This is a genomic window from Mesorhizobium sp. B264B1B (assembly GCF_020165765.1).
Taxonomy (GTDB): domain Bacteria; phylum Pseudomonadota; class Alphaproteobacteria; order Rhizobiales; family Rhizobiaceae; genus Mesorhizobium.
The window spans coordinates 12,373-30,171 of record NZ_JAIUIS010000023.1; the positions used below are offsets into that span (position 1 = coordinate 12,373).

14 protein-coding genes are annotated in these 17,799 nt (G+C 63.5%); 3 read left to right on the forward strand and 11 right to left on the reverse strand.

Going from position 1 to position 17,799, the window contains the following annotated elements; translation table 11 throughout:
- Positions 1–42: 42 nt before the first annotated feature.
- The 11 genes from LB547_RS30450 to puuE all read right to left on the reverse strand — a co-directional run bounded on the left by LB547_RS30450 (position 43) and on the right by puuE (position 13,337).
- On the reverse strand, positions 43–882 hold the full coding sequence (locus tag LB547_RS30450) for an alkaline phosphatase family protein (RefSeq protein WP_140501194.1): 840 nt from the start codon (positions 880–882) through the stop codon (positions 43–45).
- A gap of 81 nt (positions 883–963) precedes the next feature.
- Entirely contained in the window at positions 964–2,547 is a 1,584-nt protein-coding gene (locus LB547_RS30455) for an ABC transporter substrate-binding protein (protein WP_140633675.1), read from the reverse strand.
- A gap of 114 nt (positions 2,548–2,661) precedes the next feature.
- Complete coding sequence (locus LB547_RS30460; protein ID WP_140501254.1) at positions 2,662–4,317, reverse strand: ABC transporter ATP-binding protein; 1,656 nt, start codon at positions 4,315–4,317, stop codon at positions 2,662–2,664.
- Entirely contained in the window at positions 4,317–5,141 is an 825-nt protein-coding gene (locus LB547_RS30465; RefSeq protein WP_140501190.1) for an ABC transporter permease, read from the reverse strand. The genes LB547_RS30460 and LB547_RS30465 overlap by 1 nt, the downstream gene beginning before the upstream one ends.
- A gap of 11 nt (positions 5,142–5,152) precedes the next feature.
- Entirely contained in the window at positions 5,153–6,112 is a 960-nt protein-coding gene (locus tag LB547_RS30470; RefSeq protein ID WP_140512803.1) for an ABC transporter permease, read from the reverse strand.
- Positions 6,113–6,127: 15 nt separating this feature from the next.
- Positions 6,128–7,714: an ABC transporter substrate-binding protein gene (locus LB547_RS30475; RefSeq protein ID WP_140512805.1), complete on the reverse strand. Its 1,587-nt coding sequence runs from the start codon at positions 7,712–7,714 to the stop codon at positions 6,128–6,130.
- Between the two features lie 153 nt (positions 7,715–7,867).
- Entirely contained in the window at positions 7,868–9,853 is a 1,986-nt protein-coding gene (locus tag LB547_RS30480; RefSeq protein WP_140633673.1) for a CocE/NonD family hydrolase, read from the reverse strand.
- Positions 9,854–9,945: 92 nt separating this feature from the next.
- Positions 9,946–10,539: a nucleoside deaminase gene (locus LB547_RS30485; RefSeq protein WP_140501182.1), complete on the reverse strand. Its 594-nt coding sequence runs from the start codon at positions 10,537–10,539 to the stop codon at positions 9,946–9,948.
- Complete coding sequence (locus LB547_RS30490; protein ID WP_140501180.1) at positions 10,539–11,042, reverse strand: ureidoglycolate lyase; 504 nt, start codon at positions 11,040–11,042, stop codon at positions 10,539–10,541. The genes LB547_RS30485 and LB547_RS30490 overlap by 1 nt, the downstream gene beginning before the upstream one ends.
- Positions 11,039–11,902 (reverse strand): bifunctional allantoicase/(S)-ureidoglycine aminohydrolase, encoded by an 864-nt coding sequence (locus tag LB547_RS30495; RefSeq protein ID WP_140501178.1) that lies wholly within the window; start codon positions 11,900–11,902, stop codon positions 11,039–11,041. The genes LB547_RS30490 and LB547_RS30495 overlap by 4 nt, the downstream gene beginning before the upstream one ends.
- A gap of 10 nt (positions 11,903–11,912) precedes the next feature.
- Complete coding sequence (puuE, locus tag LB547_RS30500) at positions 11,913–13,337, reverse strand: allantoinase PuuE (protein ID WP_140763864.1); 1,425 nt, start codon at positions 13,335–13,337, stop codon at positions 11,913–11,915.
- A gap of 201 nt (positions 13,338–13,538) precedes the next feature.
- Here puuE and uraH point away from each other — a divergent pair, with 201 nt between their 5' ends.
- From uraH to xdhB, 3 genes are read left to right on the forward strand one after another with little or no spacing between them, the layout of a single operon-like run.
- Positions 13,539–13,913: a hydroxyisourate hydrolase gene (gene uraH, locus LB547_RS30505; protein WP_140501174.1), complete on the forward strand. Its 375-nt coding sequence runs from the start codon at positions 13,539–13,541 to the stop codon at positions 13,911–13,913.
- 3 nt (positions 13,914–13,916) lie between these two features.
- Entirely contained in the window at positions 13,917–15,398 is a 1,482-nt protein-coding gene (gene xdhA, locus LB547_RS30510) for a xanthine dehydrogenase small subunit (RefSeq protein ID WP_140525604.1), read from the forward strand.
- Positions 15,398–17,743, forward strand: a complete 2,346-nt coding sequence (gene xdhB, locus LB547_RS30515; RefSeq protein ID WP_140763884.1) for a xanthine dehydrogenase molybdopterin binding subunit — start codon at positions 15,398–15,400, stop codon at positions 17,741–17,743. The genes xdhA and xdhB overlap by 1 nt, the downstream gene beginning before the upstream one ends.
- Positions 17,744–17,799 lie beyond the last annotated feature (56 nt).

The window sequence follows — 17,799 nt, forward strand, 5'->3', positions numbered from 1 at the left end:
CTAACCGAAGAAGATGAGCCTTGCCAGTGGGTGAAGGGGAAGCTAGCTCAGGAAAGGCTTCGCCTTCATCGTCGCCGGCACCGACACCCCCAGTCGGCTTAGAACCGTCGGCGCCAGCTGCAGCTGGTCGAGCAGTGTGTCGGCATCCGGTCCCTTGCCGGCGCCGAAATAATACAGCGCGAAATCCTGCATCTCCTCATCATGGCCGCCATGGTGGCCGCGGTCGGTCTGGCCGTGATCGGCGGTGACGATCACTTCATAGCCGGCGTCGCGCCAGCGCGGCAGGAAAGCGGCCAGCATGCCGTCCATCGCGTAGCAGGCATGGTCCATCTCGTGACAGTCATGGCCGAAACGGTGGCCCATCGAGTCCAGCGTGCAAGTGTGCAGGATGCCGTAGTCGATGCCGTGGCGGCTGCTCAGCATGGTCAGCGTGGCGAACAGGTCGACGTCGCTCGGCGTCATCTGGTTGCGCGCGTTGTAGCCGGTCATGGTGTGGAAGCGGCCATGCGTGATCGGCCCGCCCGGCTCGTCATACTCCATGTCCTCGACGAGGTCGAACGGGTAGGAACGGAAGAACTCCGACCAGTAGGAGTGGGTGACCGCGCCGGTTATTCCCCCGGCCCCGGTGACCTCCGAGAAGATGTCGGGCTGGCTGACGCGGAAGCGGTTCTCGTTGGAAAGAATGCCATGCGCCTGCGGCGGCACCCCGGTGTGGATCGAAGCATAACAGCAGGCCGAGGTCGACGGCAGCACCGAGCGCATCTTCCATACCCGCGCTTCGCCCGACTGCACCCAGCCTTCGAGGTTGCCCATCAGCCGGCGCCAGTTCCGGTAAGGCACGCCGTCGAGGATGATCAGCAACAGTTTGGTCTTGAGCGCCACGAGCTGCTCCATGCGATTGTCGGGGGAACGAGCACGCCGCGTGTCGCACGGACACGCGGCGTGCTCGGCAGGAACTTGATGTCAGGCGTTCAGCCAGCATTCGGCGAGCGCGTAGCCGTCCATCATCTCGCCGATCGGGCTCTTGGCGAAGCCGCCGATCTTGTTGGTGGCGGCGTCGATGAACTGGTTGAAGAAAGGCACGATCAATCCGCCTTCGTCGCGCATCAGCTCGGCCATGTCGTGATAGATCGCCTTGCGCTTGTCCTGGTCGAGCTCGCCGCGCGCCGCAAACAGCATCTTGTCGAACTCGGGCCGCTTGAAACGCGTGTCGTTCCAGTCGGCGTTCGACACATAGCCGGTGGAATACATCTGGTCCTGCGTGGCACGCCCGCCCCAGTAAGACAGCGAGAAAGGCTGCTTGTTCCAGACCTCCGACCAATAGCCGTCGCCAGGCTCGCGCTTGATCTCGATCTTGATGCCGGCCTTGGCGGCACTCTGCTGATAGAGCTGTGCCGCATCGACGGCCCCGGGGAAGGCGACGTCGGAGGTGCGCAGCAGGATCGAGCCGCTGTGGCCCGACTTCTTGTAGAGCGCTGCAGCCTTTTCCGGGTCGAACTTGCGCTGTTCGATGGCCGAAAACAGCGGATAGGCCTCGTTGATCGGGAAGTCATTGCCGACCGAACCGTAGCCGCGCAGGATCTTTTCCAGCATCTCGTCGCGGTCCATGGCGAGCTTGAGCGCCATCCTGAGATCGCCGTTGTCGAAGGGCGCGGTGTCGCAGAACATGTTGAACGGGTAATAGCCCTTGCCCGAAACGTTCTCGATGCTGACGCCGGGGATGCGCTTGACGAGATCGACCACCTTCGGCTCGACGCGATTGATCATGTGCACCTGGCCGCCTTGCAGGGCCGCCAGCCGCGCCGTCGCATCGTTGATGACGACGATCTCGACCTGGTCGGCATGGCCCGCCTTGTCGCCCTGCCAGTAATTGGCGAAGCGCTCGCCGCCATGGCGCACGCCGGGCTGGTTGACGGTCACCTTATAGGGGCCGGCGCTGATGCCCGCGTTCGGATCGTCCTTGCCGCCATTGGGCTGGATGACGAGATGATAGTCGGCCATCAGATAGGGGAAGTCGGCATCGGCGTCGGCAAGCGTGACGACGACCTCCTTGCCGTTGGCCTTGATGCCCTTGATGTTCTTGAGAATGCCGAGTGCGCCCGACTTCGACTTCTCGTCGGCGTGGCGCTCGATGGTGGCCGCGACATCCTCCGCGCCGACCGTCTTGCCATTGTGGAACTCGATGCCGTCGCGGATCTTGATCGTCCAGGTCTTGGCATCCGGGGAAGCGCCGATGTCCTCGGCGATCAGGTTGACCAACCTGTTGTCGGGGGTGAGGCGAACCAGATATTCGCCCCACTGCTTGCCGAAGCTGAAGGTGACCTGGCTGAGGTTCAGCGCCGGATCGAGGCTGTTGGTCGATTCGCCGCCCTGCAGGCCGGCCTTGAGAATGCCGCCCTTGACCGGCGTCTGCGCGAAGGCTTTCCCGGCCAGCGTCGTTGCCAGCGCCGCCGACATGCCCAGCGCCGCGGTGCGCCCGAGAAAGTCACGCCGCGATATCCGGCCTTGGCCGGCGAGTTCAGCGAGATGGTCGAGTTCAGTCTTCATGTCCTACCCCTTTTTGAAACAACCGCACACAGGCGATGCCGTCCGAAGGACGTCTGGCCCTCCAGTGTTGCATCCGGATGACGTTCGTCATCTCCTTGACTGGCGAACCGCTGGCTAGTTCCCGGCGCTCGCCATGCGTCGCCCCTTGATCGCCTTTTCCAGCCAGCCGATCTCCATTTCCGGAACCGAGGACAGCAGGAGGTCGGTATAGGCATCGAAAGGCGGTGTGAGCACCTTGCTTTTGGAACCGTAACGGACCACCTCGCCGCGATACATCACCGCGATCGAATCGGCGATCGACCTTACCGTCGCAAGGTCGTGGGTAATGAAGAGATATGCGACCTTCTCGTGCTGCTGCAGGTTCAACAAAAGCTTGAGAATGCCGTTGGCCACCAGCGGGTCGAGCGCCGAGGTCACCTCGTCGCAGATGATCAGCTTCGGTTTGGCGGCGAGCGAGCGGGCGATGCAGACGCGCTGCTTCTGGCCGCCCGACAGCTCCGCCGGATAGCGGTCGAGGAAGCCTTTGCCCATCTCGATCTCGTCGAGCAATTCGGCGACGCGCCGGTCGCGCTCACGTCCCCGCATGCCGAAATAGAACTCCAGCGGCCGGCCGATGATGGTGCCGACGGTCTGGCGCGGGTTCATGGCCACGTCGGCCATCTGGTAGATCATCTGCAGCTGCCGCAGATCCTCCTTCGGCCGGTCGGCAAGCCGGTTGGCAAGCGGGCGCCCGTCGAAGGTCACCGTGCCCTGTTCGGGCGGCAGGAGCCCTGTGATGGCGCGCGCCAGCGTCGACTTGCCGGAGCCGGACTCGCCGACCACCGCCAGCGTCTGGCCGGGATAGATATCGACGGAGACGTTCTTCAGCACCTTGACATGACCGCCGCCATACGCGGCGGTGACGTTCTTCACGGACAGGAATGGCGAGACGCCGGGTTTCTGCTCGGCGTGTTCGATCTCGTGCACTGACACCAGAGCGTTGGTGTACTCCTGGCGCGGCTCCTTGATGATCTGGCGGGTGCCGCCCCATTCGACCAGCCGGCCGTGGCGCAGCACCATGATCTCGTCCGACACCTGGGCGACGACGGCGAGGTCGTGGGTGATGTAGAGCGCGGCCACATGCGTGTCGCGGATGGCGTCCTTGATCGCCGACAGCACGTCGATCTGCGTCGTCACGTCGAGCGCCGTCGTCGGCTCGTCGAAGACGATCAGGTCCGGTTCCGAGCACAGCGCCATCGCCGTCATCACACGCTGCAGCTGGCCTCCGGAGACCTGGTGCGGGAAACGCTCGCCGATGGTTTCGGGATTGGGCAGGCTCAGCTTCTTGAACAGCGCGACGGCGCGTTTCTCGGCCTCCGCGCGCGTCGCCCTGCCGTGCAGGAGGGTGGCTTCGACAACCTGGTCCATCAGCCTGTGCGCCGGGTTGAACGCCGCTGCCGCCGACTGCGCGACATAGCAGACCTCGCGGCCGCGCAGCCTGCGGAAACCTTCCTTGCCGCCCTTGAGGATGTCGCGGCCGTTGAGGAGCACCTCGCCGCCGGTGATGCGCACGCCGCCGCGCCCATAACCCATCGAAGACAGGCCGATGGTCGACTTGCCGGCACCGGATTCGCCGATCAGGCCGAGCACCTTGCCCTTTTCCAGGGTCAGCGAGACGTCGTGGACGAGCGTGATGGTCTTTGGCGCTTCGCCCGGTGGGTAGACCATGGCTTCGATGCGCAGGTTGCGGATATCGAGGAGCGGGCTGGATTTCGCTTTGCTGTCGGCCATCATCCGCGTCCTCCTTTCAGGCTTGTCGTGCGGTTGAGCACCCAGTCGGCGACGAGATTGACCGAGATCGCAAGCGCCGCGATCGCGGCCGCCGGTATGAGCGCCGCGGCAATGCCGAAGACGATGCCGTCCTTGTTTTCCTTGACCATGCCGCCCCAGTCGGCATCCGGCGGCTGTACGCCGAGGCCAAGAAAGGAGAGCGTCGACAGGAACAGCACGGCATAGATGAAGCGCAGGCCGAGTTCCGAGACCAGCGGCGACAGCGCATTGGGCAGGATCTCGCGGAAGATGATCCAGGTGCTGCCTTCGCCGCGCAGCTTGGCGGCTTCGACATAGTCCATGACGTTGATGTCGACGGCCACCGCGCGCGACAGGCGGTAGACGCGGGTCGAGTCGAGAATGCCCATCACCAGGATCAGCGTCACCAGGTTTGTCGGCAGCACCGAGAGCACGACAAGGCCCATGATCAGCGTCGGGATCGACATCAGAAGATCGACGAGGCGCGACAGCAGCGTGTCGAACCAGCCGCCGAACACCGCCGCCGAAAAGCCGAGAATGGCGCCAAGCGAGAAGGACAACGCCGTGGCGAGCACTGCGATGAAAAGGGTGATGCGCGCACCATAGATCATGCGCGACAGCAGATCGCGGCCAAGGTTGTCGGTGCCCAGCCAGTGCGCCGCCGACATGGGCTCCCAGACGTCGCCGACGATCTCGCCATTGCCGTGCGGCGCAAGCCACGGCGCGAAGATGGCCGCCAGCACGAACAGGGCCGTCAGCACCAGGCCGACCAGCGCGGGCACGGGGATGCGTTTGATGTCGAGCATGCCCGCCCTCTTCATTTGGGATGCCTCAGGCGCGGATTGGCGACGATTGCCGCTATGTCAGCGATGATGTTGAGGCCGATATAGACGGCGGCGAAGATCAGTCCGACCGCCTGCACCACCGGCACGTCGCGCTTGGTGACGTGATCGACCAGATACTGCCCCATGCCGGGATAGACGAAGATCACTTCGACCACGACCACGCCGACGATCAGATAGGCGAGGTTGAGCATGACGACGTTGATGATCGGCGCGATGGCGTTCGGGAAGGCATGTTTGCGGATGACCGCGAAAGCCGAGAGCCCCTTGAGCTCGGCGGTCTCCACATAGGCCGATTGCATGACGTTTAGGATCGCCGCGCGCGTCATGCGCATCATATGGGCAAGCACCACCAGCGTCAGCGCCGCCGCCGGCAGCGCGATCGCCTGCATGCGTTCACCGAAAGGCATGCCGTCATATACGGTCGAGATGGCGGGGAACCACTGATGCTGAACTGCGAAGTAGAAGACCAGCAAGTAGCCGATGAAGAATTCCGGGAAGGAGGTCGAGGCGAGCGCCAGTCCCGAGATCAGCTTGTCGACCCAGCCATTGCGGTAGCGCACCGCGATCAGGCCAAGCGTTATGGCCAGTGGAATGGCCACGATCGCCGCCCAGAAGGCGAGGAACAGCGTGTTCCACAGCCGGCCCTTGATCGATGTTGCGATATCCTGTCCGCTCGACATGGCGGTCCCGAGATCGCCGGTCAAAACGCCGCCGAGCCAGCGGAAATACCTGATATAGGCCGGGTCGTTGAGACCAAGCTGCTCACGCAGATTGGCGAGCGATTCCGGTGTCGCCGACTGCCCTAGGATGGCTTGCGCGACGTCGCCGGGCAGGATCTGTGTGCCGGCGAAGATCAGGACCGAGACGGCCAACAAAAGGAGGATGCCCAGCGCAACGCGCTGGGCCACCAGTTTCACGATGGGTGAGGACATCTGGGCAAGGCCGGCTCAGGCTTCGAGCCAGCACTTTGCCAGGGCATAGCCATTCATCAACTCCTGGTGCGGATCGTCCACCCAGCCGCCCACCTTGGCGCCGGTGGCGTCGATGAACTGGTTGAACATCGGCAGGATCAGGCCGCCTTCGTCGCGCACCATGACGGCCATGTCGTGATACATCGCCTTGCGCTTGGCCTCGTCCAGCTCGGCGCGCGCCGCCAGCACCATCTTGTCGAAATCCGGGCGCTTGAAACGCGTGTCGTTCCAGTCGGCGGTCGACAGGTAGGCGGTCGAGTACATCTGGTCCTGGGTCGAGCGTCCGCCCCAATAGGAGGCGCAGAAGGGCTGCTTGTTCCAGACCTCGTTCCAGTAGCCGTCGCCCGGCTCGCGCTTGAGCTCGATCTGGATGCCGGCCTTGGCCGCGCTCTGCTGGAAAAGCTGGGACGCGTCGACGGCGCCGGGAAAGGCGACGTCGGAGGTCCTGAGCAGCACCGCACCGTCATGCCCCGACTTCTTGTAGTGGAACTTGGCCTTGTCCGGATCGTATGTGCGCTGCTCGATCTCGGTGAACAGCGGGTAGGCGGCATTGATCGGGAAATCATTGCCGAGCGAACCGTAACCGCGCAGCACCTTCTTCAGCATTTCTTCGCGGTCGATCGCCAGCTTCAGCGCCATCCTGAGATCGTTATTGTCGAACGGCGCCGTATTGCAGTGCATGATGAAGACGTAGTGCCCCGGTCCCGCATGGTTGCGGATGGTGACGCCCGGCACGCGTTTGATCAGGTCGACGATCTTCGGCTCGACGCGGTTGACCATGTTGACCTGGCCGCCCTGCAGGGCTGCCGTACGGGCCGTGGCGTCGTTGATGACGATGATCTCGATCTGGTCGGCATGGCCCATCTTGTCGCCCTGCCAGTAGTTGGCGAAGCGCTCACCGCCATGGCGCACGCCGGGCTCGTTGGTGGTGACCTTGTAAGGGCCCGCCGAGATGCCGGCATCGGCCTTGTCCTTGCCACCATTGGGCTGGACGATCAGGTGGTAGTCGCTGAGCAGGTAGGGCAGATCGGCATTGGCCTCCTTCAGCGTCAGCACCACTTCCTTGCCGCTGGCCTTGATGCTTTCGATGCCTTTCATGTAGCCGAGCGCGCCGGACTTCGACTTCTCGTCCGAATGGCGCTCGAGCGTGGCGGCGACGTCTTCGGCTGTCACCGTCTTGCCATTGTGGAATTCGACGCCGTCGCGGATCTTCAGTGTCCAGACCTTGGCATCGTCGGACGAGCCGATCTCCTCGGCGATGCGGTTCTCGAGCTTGCCCTCGGGGGAAAGCTCGACGATCAGTTCGCCCCACATTTTGCCGAAGGCGAACGGCACCTGCGTCATGAACAGGGCTGGATCCAGGCTGTTGGTGGACTCGCCGCCAACCAGGCCTGCCTTGAGCGTCCCGCCCTTGACCGGACCGGCTGCGCGCGCCGCGCTCGAAAGCAGTGAGTTGGCGAAGGTCGCGGTGACGCCGAGCGCTGCCGCCCGGCCGAGAAAATCACGACGGCTGAGCTTGCCTGAAGCGACACGTCGGCTAAGGAATTCCAGTTCGTTTGACATTTTGAGTTCCTCACTCTGTTGGTTCGACCTTAGTGGTCGTTTTCTTGTTTCTTGTGAGGGGAATAATGACCGCAAGGGAAAGCGGTAAGCAAGACCGAATGCGACATGCCGTGGCGTAAATGGCACGTCGCAATTGGACCAATGCCTTGCCGCTCAAACAAGCGAGCGCGGAACCGCCTGTTCGAAATTGCGTTCGAAGACGAGTTTTTCGCCTTCGTAAGCTTCAATTCGGGCGCTTACGATGAAGTTTTTGGCGTCGGAGCGTATTTCGGCCGATGTTTCGGTGCGCACCGACCATCCGCTTCGCGACAGGGTTTGCGTCCAATGCGTCCGTCCCGCGGCCGACAACGGATCGTCCGGATGAATCGTCCAGGTCTCGCGGGCGATGCTGCCGTTCGCCAGGCCATGCGCAAGATCGCGCACCTCGCCGAAATCGTCTTCTATGGAAAGCGTGACGATGCCGGTCTTCTCGTCGCGGTTGACGCGGCGTTCCGAATTGGCCGGGCGGATGGTCTCGGTTGCCCAGGGGGAAGCGGCCTCCGGCGCGGCGAACGTGACCTCGTCGCCCGTCGCCAGCGGGCGCAGGGGCAGCTTCAGCGTCGCCGCCGACAGGCTTAGGCGGACCGGCTCCGGCGAGGGCCAGATCATAGGCCAGTAGGCGTTCGAGACGGCTATGCGCAAATGGTGGCCGGCCGGCACGCGATAGGCGCACTGGTCGAGCACGACGCGTGCCGAAACGCTCTCGCCGGGGACAAGCGCTTGCGGGAATTCGTGGGAGAGGCGATGCGTGAGGTTGAGCACGCCATAGGAGATCAGCTCGGAGGCGCCATCGGGATGTACGTCGCAAAGCCGCACCGCGATGTTGGCCTGCGGGCGGTCGCAGGATAACCGGACGTAGACTTCCGGTGCGCCGACGACGTCGATCGCCTCGGCGAGTTCCGGCTGGTCGAAACACACCGACAGCGCGTCGTCGGGACGCTGGTCGCCCGGCAATTCCGGGCCGAAGGTGAACGGGAAATACTCACCGCCGGCCAGCCCACAGCTTTGCGGCGAAGCGATGGTGACGGATTTACCGCCCGCCGGGATCAATTCGATCGTTTGCGTCTTGATGTCGGGCGAAGGCCACTGCCGCTCCGCCACCCAGCGGCCCGGCCGTTCCGGATGCCAGCGCGCCGGCCGCACGCTGTCCATCACATAGGCGCGGTAGGCCGGGTCGGCCTCGACGCCGGTCTCGACGCCCTTTAGCCAGCGGTCCCACCAGCGTAGCGCTTCCTGCAGGAAGCCGATTGCCGGCTGGGGCCCGGCATAATGCGGGTATTTGTGGATCCAGGGGCCGACGATGCCTTTGACCGGCGCCTCGATGTTGGCGACGAGATGCGAGATGGTGTTGCGGTAGCCGTCATGCCAGCCGCCGATCGACAGCACCGCGGCCTTGACGGCGGAGAAATCCTCGCAGATCGAGCCGCGTTTCCAGTAGGCGTCGCGGTGCTGGTGGCCAAGCCAGAGCGGCAAAAGGAACGACTGGTTCTCCAGTCGGCTGAGCCACAGGTCGCGCCATCTGTTGTCGCCCGCCAGCAGCGGGTCCGGCGGCCGTGACGAATAGGACAGCATTGTCGAGGCCCAGCCGAAATTTTCCAGCAGCAGGCAGCCGCCCTTGTAGTGGATGTCGTCGGCATAGCGATCAACGGTCGAGCACAGGCTGATGACCGCCTTGAGCGCCGGCGGCTGCATGGCTGCCACCTGCAGGCAGTTGAAGCCGCCCCAGGAAATACCCATCATGCCGACATTGCCGTTGCACCAGGGTTGAGCCGCCGCCCAGGCGATGACGTCGCAGGCGTCCTGCAACTCCTGCTCGGAATATTCGTCGTCCATCAGCCCTTCGGAATCGCCATTGCCGCGCATGTCGACACGGATCGAGGCATAGCCGTGGCCGGCGAAATAGGGATGCGTCAGCTGGTCGCGAAAGATGGTGCCGTCGCGCTTGCGGTAGGGCAGGTGCTCGAGGATGACAGGCACCGGATCGTCGCCGGCATCTTCCGGCATCCACACCCGCGCCGACAGCCGGCAGCCATCCGGCATAACGATGCCCATATCAGGGAATTCGACGACCTTGCGGGGAAACTCGGTGACGGTTTTCATGGCGCGCATAACGCCTCGCGGCGCGGCAAGTTTCAATCGCCATTCGCGACTGGAGCAGTGGAATATGCGACCTGTGCCGCTGCTTGGTGCCCTCAGTTCAGCGGAATGTCGTTCTCGGCCTTGTTGGCCTGGTAGTCGCCAGAGAGCGCTTCATAAAGTGCTGCAATCTTGCCGATGCGCGCCTCCAGCCGCCCGCGTTCCGCCTCGGGCAGCGCCCGCACCAGCCTGCGGATCGAAAAGCTCTTCCAATAGGCGTTCTCGGCATTGTAACCGCCGGGATCGAGGGTGAAGACCTCTTTCAGGATTTTCAGATCGTGCGGGATGGCAAAACTGTCGCGCGAATCCTCGTGGCTGAACAGATAGTAGAAATTGTCGAAACCGGTCCAGGTGATCGCCGACAGGCAGAGCGAACAGGGCTCGTGCGTGGCCAGGAAGATGGCCTCCTTGGTGTCGACACGTTCGGCTTTGGGCATTTCGTAGAAGCGTTTCAGGCAGTGCACTTCGCCATGCCAGAGCGGGTTTTCGATCTCGTTGTTGGTTTCGGCCAGCACCAGCGAGCGGTCGCCTTTCTTCAGGATCGCCGCGCCGAACAGCTTGTTGCCATGGGCGACGCCTTCCTGCGTCTTCGGCACGATGTCGTGCTCGATGACGTCGAGCAGGCGGTCGATCAGCGAAATGTCGGTCATCAAAGGATCTCGTCGGGGAGATGAATCTCGTAGGCGTGCGAAAAATGGAATTCTTCGAGATTGGAGCCGTCGCCGCCACGGTCGACGATCAGGAAATCCTGGGGCTCACCCAATGGCGTCAGTACGCCGTGCCATAGATTGCGTGAATAATTGATGCCTTGCCCTGGCTTGGTGATGAAGGCATGCGGCTCGGCCGGACCGTCCTTGCCGTCATGACAGACGACGACCAGGAACGGTCGTGGCGACAGCGGGACAAAGGCCTGGCTGCCGAGCGGGTGACGCTCGACCATGGTCAGCGCCAGCGGCAATTCGTAAGGCGTGCCGCGCACCATCGAGATCAGCACGCGCGCATTCGGCCCCACGGCCTCGGCGGTCGCCAGATCATGGTAGCGCTCGGCCTTGCCGCCATTGATCGGGTAGTGGTTGTCGCCGCCCATGTCGATGACATCGCCGAACGGGGCAAAGCCCTCGCGGGTCAGCGGCCGCGCGACGATGCGGGTCACGGCGCACGCCCTGCGATCCCGGCACTGCCGAGCTTGGCGTGCCGGTTGACGTCCTTGTAGAGCAGATAGCGGAATTTTCCCGGTCCGCCGGCATAGCAGGCCTGCGGACAGAAGGCGCGCAGCCACATATAGTCGCCGGCCTCCACCTCGACCCAGTCCTGGTTGAGCCGGTAGACGGCCTTGCCTTCCAGGACATAGAGCCCGTGCTCCATGACATGGGTCTCGGCAAAGGGAATGACCGCGCCCGGTTCGAGGGTGACGATGGTCATGTGCATGTCATGGCGCATGTCGGCCGGATCGACGAAGCGCGTCGTCGCCCAACGGCCGTCGGTACCGGGCATCGGCGTCGGCCCGATGTCCTGCTCGTTGGTGAAGAAGGCTTGCGGGACCTCGAGGCCGCTGACGGACTCATAAGCCTTGCGTATCCAGTGAAAGCGGACAGCCGCATTGCTTTCGTTGCGAACAGTCCAGCCGCTCGACGGCGGCAGGAAGGCGAAGCCGCCCGGCCGCAAGACATGTCTTTCGCCGGCAAGCAGGACGGTCAGTTCGCCTTCGACCACGAACAAGGCGCCCTCGGCGCCGGCATCGGGTTCCGGCCGGTCGCTGCCGCCGCCGGGCGCGATCTCGACGATGTACTGCGAAAACGTCTCGGCAAAGCCCGACAGCGGCCTCGACAATATCCAGACGCGGGTCTTGTCCCAGAATGGCAGGGCGCTGGTGACGATGTCCTGCATCACGCCCTTGGGGATGACGGCATAGGCCTCGGTGAAGACGGCGCGGCCGGTCAGAAGCTCACTCTGGCCGGAATGGCCGCCATGTGGAGCATAATAGGTTCGCTCGGGCATCCTGATCGTATCCATGGGTTCAAACCTATTGCGGAAGCATGTCCTTGAGGCGGAAGAGCGCGATGCGCTCGACCTGTTTGCAGGCGGTCTCGAATTCGACGCCGCGGCTGTTGCCGATGCGCCTTTCGAACTCCGCCAGGATTTCTTGCCTGGTCTTACCCTTCACCGCGATGATGAACGGGAAACCGAAGGTGGTGACGTAGGCGGCATTGAGCTTGGAAAACAGCTCGCGCTCCTTGTCGGTCAGCTCATCGAGGCCGGCCGAAGCCTGTTCCCTGGCCGATTCAGCCGTCAGCCGCCTGGCCCTTGCCAGCTTGCCGGCAAGGTCGGGATGGGCGTTGAGCACGCCGAGCCGCTCCGTTTCGCTTGCGGCGCGGAAAACGCGGCAGAGCGCATTGTGCAGGCCGCCGGCGCTGTCGTGCGCCGGGCCAAGTTCCAGCTCGTAAGCGCGCTCGGCTATCCACGGCGAATGTTCGAAAACGCCGCCGAAAGCATGCACGAAGGCCTCGAATTCCATCCTCGAAGGGCGCAGCACCGGCGGCTTGTATGGATGGGTCTCGCGCCAATGCCTGGCGATGTCGATACGCCGCGCCAGCCAGACCTTGTCGTGCGACTTCACATAGTCGACGAAGCGCTTCAGCGCCGCCACCCGCCCCGGCCGCCCGACGAGGCGACAGTGCAGGCCGATATTCATCATGCGCGGCCGCCCAGCCTTGCCTTCGGCATAGAGCGTGTCGAAACTGTCCTTCAGATAGGCGAAGAACTGGTCGCCCGAGTTGAAGCCCTGCGGCGTGGCGAAGCGCATGTCGTTGGCATCGAGCGTGTAGGGGATGATGAGCTGTGGCCTGTCGGTCCCGTCATCCGCGAACCAGTAGGGCAGTTCGTCGTCATAAGTGTCGGAGACGTAGTCGAAGCCGCCTTCCTCCGCCACCAGCCGCACGGTGTTGACCGACGTCCGGCCGGTGTACCAGCCCGTCGGGCGCGTGCCTGTCACTTCGTAGTGCAGCCGGATCGCCTCCTTGAGGTCGCGGCGCTCGTCCTCGGCGCTGTGGTCGCGGTAGTCGATCCATTTCAGCCCGTGCGAGGCGATCTCCCAGCCGGCATCCTGCATCGCCGTCACCTGATCGGGCGAGCGGGCGAGTGCCGTGGCGACGCCGTAACAGGTCACTGGCACCTCGGCCTCGGTGAACAGGCGAAGCAGCCGCCAGAAGCCTGCCCGCGCCCCATATTCGTAGATCGATTCCATGTTCCAATGGCGTTGGCCCGCCCAGGGAGCCGCGCCGACGATTTCCGACAGGAAGGCTTCCGAAGCCTTGTCGCCATGCAGGACGCAGTTCTCGCCGCCTTCTTCGTAATTGACGACGAATTGCACGGCCACATGCGCGCCACCGGGCCATTTGGGATCCGGCGGATTGGCTCCGTAGCCGCGCATGTCTCTGGTGTAACGCATCGTCCCTCCCACGGGGCATCGCCCGAAGTATGATCAGGATATCGAAAGGGTGCTTCTCGCATTCCCCCGAAAATTTTTGAAAGTGTTTTTGTCGCACTCCGCTCGACCGGGACTTATGCATCGCCTTTAATTGGAGCACAATTCATCAGCAATGTTTGGCTGTACCGGCCGGTTTGTTCGTATTGGAATGGGAGGCGGACAATGGCAGAAACGTCGAAAATCGATGGCGGGCGTCTGACGACCCATGTCCTGGATACGGCAACCGGCAAGCCCGCGGCGGGATTGTCGATCGCGCTCTACCGGATCGATGGCCCGGCCAGGACGCATCTGAAGACGGTCGCCACCAACGCCGATGGCCGTTGCGACGCACCGCTTTTGGCCGACGCGGATTTCCAGACCGGCGAATACGAGCTGGTTTTCGCCGCTGGCGACTATCTGCGGCGCCAGGGAACGAAACTGCCCGAGCCGGCCTTCCTCGACACCGTGCCGATCCGCTTCGGCATGGCGGATGCCGTGCACTATCATGTGCCGCTGCTCGTCTCGCCCTACGGCTATTCGACTTACAGGGGGAGCTGAGACGTGGCCGAGGTCAAGATCCGTAACGATATTCGTTTTATCCTCAACGGCAGGGATGTCGTGCTGTCATCCGTGGCGCCTGACGCGACCTTGCTCGACTGGCTGCGGCTCGACCGATCGCTGCGCGGCACCAAGGAAGGCTGCGCAGAGGGCGATTGCGGCGCTTGCACCGTGCTGGTCGGCAGGCTTTCCGCCGGCGAACTGGTCTATGAAAGTGTCAACGCCTGCATCCGCTTTCTGGGTTCGTTGGACGGCACCCATGTCGTGACGGTCGAGCATCTCCGTGGAACGCCGGGCCAGTTGCACCCGGTGCAGCAGGCGATGGTGGATTTCCACGGTTCGCAATGCGGCTTCTGCACGCCAGGTTTCGTCATGTCGCTTTACGGCTTGTGGATGAAATCACCGGAACCGTCGGACGCGGCCATCGAAAAGGCCTTGCAGGGCAATCTCTGCCGCTGCACCGGCTATGAGGCGATCATGCGCGCGGCTCGCGCCATCTCCAGCTACGGCAAAGCACAGAAGGATCCGCTGGCGCTGGAGCGTCAGTCGATCATGGCCAGACTCGAGGCGATGGGCGACGGCGCACGGATCGAGATCGGCGCCGGCAAGGCGCGGCTCGTCGTGCCGGCTGACGTTGACGATTTCGCCGCCGTGCTCGACAAGGAACCGGGCGCCACCATCGTCGCCGGCTCGACCGATGTCGGTCTCTGGGTGACCAAGCACATGCGCGATATTTCGCCTGTCATCTTCATCGGCAATCTCGACGGGCTGTGCGCCATTGCCGAGGACAAGGACGTGATCTCGATCGGCGCCGGCGTCACCTATTCCGATGCCTTCGCGATGCTGTCGAAACGCATCCCGGCGCTCGGGCCATTGTTCGATCGCATCGGCGGCGAACAGGTGCGCAACATGGGCACGATCGGCGGCAACATCGCCAATGGCTCGCCGATCGGCGACACACCGCCGCCATTCATCGCGCTCGGCGCGCGGCTGACGCTGCGCCGTGGAAGCAAGCGGCGCACGATCCCGCTCGAGGATTTCTTCATCGCCTATGGCAAGCAGGACCGGCAGGCCGGCGAGTTCGTCGAGGCCGTGCATGTGCCGGTTCCGGCAAACGAAACGAAGTTCGGCGTCTACAAGATCACCAAGCGCCGCGACGAGGATATCACCGCCGCCCTCGGCGCGTTTTTTCTGACCTTGGCCAGGGACGGCACCGTGGCCGATATCCGCATCGCCTATGGCGGCATGGCGGCGACGCCGAAGCGGGCTGCGGCGGTCGAGAAAGCTCTGCTCGGCAAACCCTGGACCGAAGAAACAGTCGAGGCGGCGATGACCGAATACGCAACGGATTTCACGCCGCTCACCGACATGCGGGCAAGCGCTGAATATCGGGCTTTGGCGGCGAAAAACTTGTTGCTGCGTTTCTTTGTCGAAACCACCGGCACCAGGGCACCGTTCCAGGTGTCGCGCAACGAGGCGGCATGATGAACAAGCACGCCAGCGCCAATTTAAAGGCCGAAAAGATCGTCGGCGGCGTCGCCACAGACCAGCGCCATGATTCCGCGCACAAGCATGTCAGCGGCAGCGCCGTTTACATCGATGATATGCCCGAACCGGCGGGCACGCTGCATGGCTGCCTCGGCTTGGCCACGGCCACGCATGCCGCCATCGCCAAAATGGACCTGTCGGCGGTGCGCGCCGCCCCCGGCGTGATCGACGTGCTCACGGCAAAGGATGTGCCGGGCGAGAACGACATTTCGCCGACCGGGCGCCATGACGAGCCGGTACTCGCCGACGGCAAGGTACAGTTTTTCGGCCAGCCGATCTTTTGCGTGATTGCCGAGACGCGCGAGCAGGCGCGGCGCGCCACGAGGCTGGCAAGGGTCGAATACGAGGAATTGCCTTTCGTCACCGACATCGGCGCGCTTGATCCGAGCAAGGACAAACTCGTCACGCCGCCTCTGACGCTGAAGCGCGGCGACGCGGCTGCTGCGATCCGTCAGGCCCCCCGCCGGCTGAAAGGAAAAATGCGCGTCGGCGGCCAGGAGCATTTCTACCTCGAAGGGCATATCGCGATGGCGGTTCCCGGCGAGGATCAGGACGTCACCATCTATTCCTCGACGCAGCATCCGAGCGAAGTCCAGCACATGGTTGGTCATGCACTCGGCGTGCCGAGCAACGCCATTACCGTGGAAATGCGTCGCATGGGGGGCGGCTTCGGCGGCAAGGAAACGCAGGGCAACCAGTTTGCAGCGCTGGCCGCGATCGCCGCCAAGAAGCATCATCGGGCAGTGAAAATCCGGCCCGATCGCGATGACGACATGATCGCCACCGGCAAGCGGCACGATTTCCTCATCGACTACGAGGCCGGCTTCGACGATGAGGGCAATATTCTCGGCGTCGACTTCATGTTCGCGGCGCGCTGCGGCTTTTCTGCGGACCTTTCCGGGCCGGTCACCGACCGCGCGCTGTTCCACTGCGACAATACCTATTTCTGGCCGGCTGTGCATGCACAGTCGGCGCCGCTCTACACCAACACGGTCTCGAACACCGCCTTTCGCGGCTTCGGCGGCCCTCAAGGCATGGTCGGCGCCGAGCGTATCATCGACGAGGTGGCGTTCGCCGTCGGCAAGGACCCGCTCGAGATCCGCAAGCGGAATTTCTACGGCACCGCCGACCGCAACGTCACGCCCTACCATCAGGTGGTCGAGGACAACATCATCCACCGCATCGTTGGGGAACTGGAAGAAAGCGCCAGCTATGCAAGGCGCCGGCGCGAGATCTCGGCCTTCAACAACAACAGCCGCTTCATCAAGCGGGGCTTGGCGCTGACGCCGGTCAAATTCGGCATCTCGTTTACCGCCACGCATTACAATCAGGCCGGCGCGCTGGTGCATGTCTACACCGACGGTTCGGTGCATCTGAACCATGGCGGCACCGAGATGGGGCAGGGCCTCAACGTCAAGGTGGCGCAAGTGGTGGCGCAAGAGTTCCAGATCGATCTCGACCAGGTGAAGATCACCGCGACGACCACCGGCAAGGTGCCGAACACCTCGGCCACCGCCGCGTCGTCCGGCACCGACCTCAATGGAATGGCGGCGCAGAACGGCGCCCGCCAGATCAAGGACCGGCTGACCGATTTCGCCGCCGAGAAATACCAGGTGCCACGCGACCAGGTGCTGTTCCTGCCCAACAGGGTGCGCATCGGCAACCAGGAGATACCTTTCGCCGACCTCGTCAAGCAGGCCTATATGGCCCGCATCCAGCTTTCGGCGGCCGGCTTTTACAAGACGCCGAAGATCCACTGGGACCGCGACAAGGGCGAGGGCCGTCCTTTCTATTATTTCGCCTATGGCGCCTCCTGCTCGGAAGTCTCGGTCGACACGCTGACCGGCGAATACATGGTCGAACGCACCGACATCCTGCACGAGACGGGCCGCTCGCTGAACCGCGCCATCGACCTCGGCCAGGTCGAGGGCGGCTTTATCCAGGGCATGGGCTGGCTGACGACCGAGGAACTGTGGTGGGATGACAAGGGCCGGCTGCGCACGCATGCGCCCTCGACCTATAAGATCCCGCTGGCGTCGGACCGGCCTAAGATCTTCAACGTGACACTGGCCGATTGGCCGGAGGCCGGTGAGCCGACGATCCATCGCTCCAAGGCGGTCGGCGAGCCGCCCTTCCCGCTCGGCATGTCGGTGCTGCATGCCCTGTCCGACGCGGTGGCAAGCGTCGCCGACCACAGGATCTGTCCACGTCTCGATGCGCCTGCGACACCGGAACGCGTGCTGATGGCGATCGAGCGGCTGAAGAAAGAGGCGAAGACCTGACTCCGGCAAAACGTGCAAAACAGGCCGAAAAGGCCTATATTTCCCGACAGGGAATG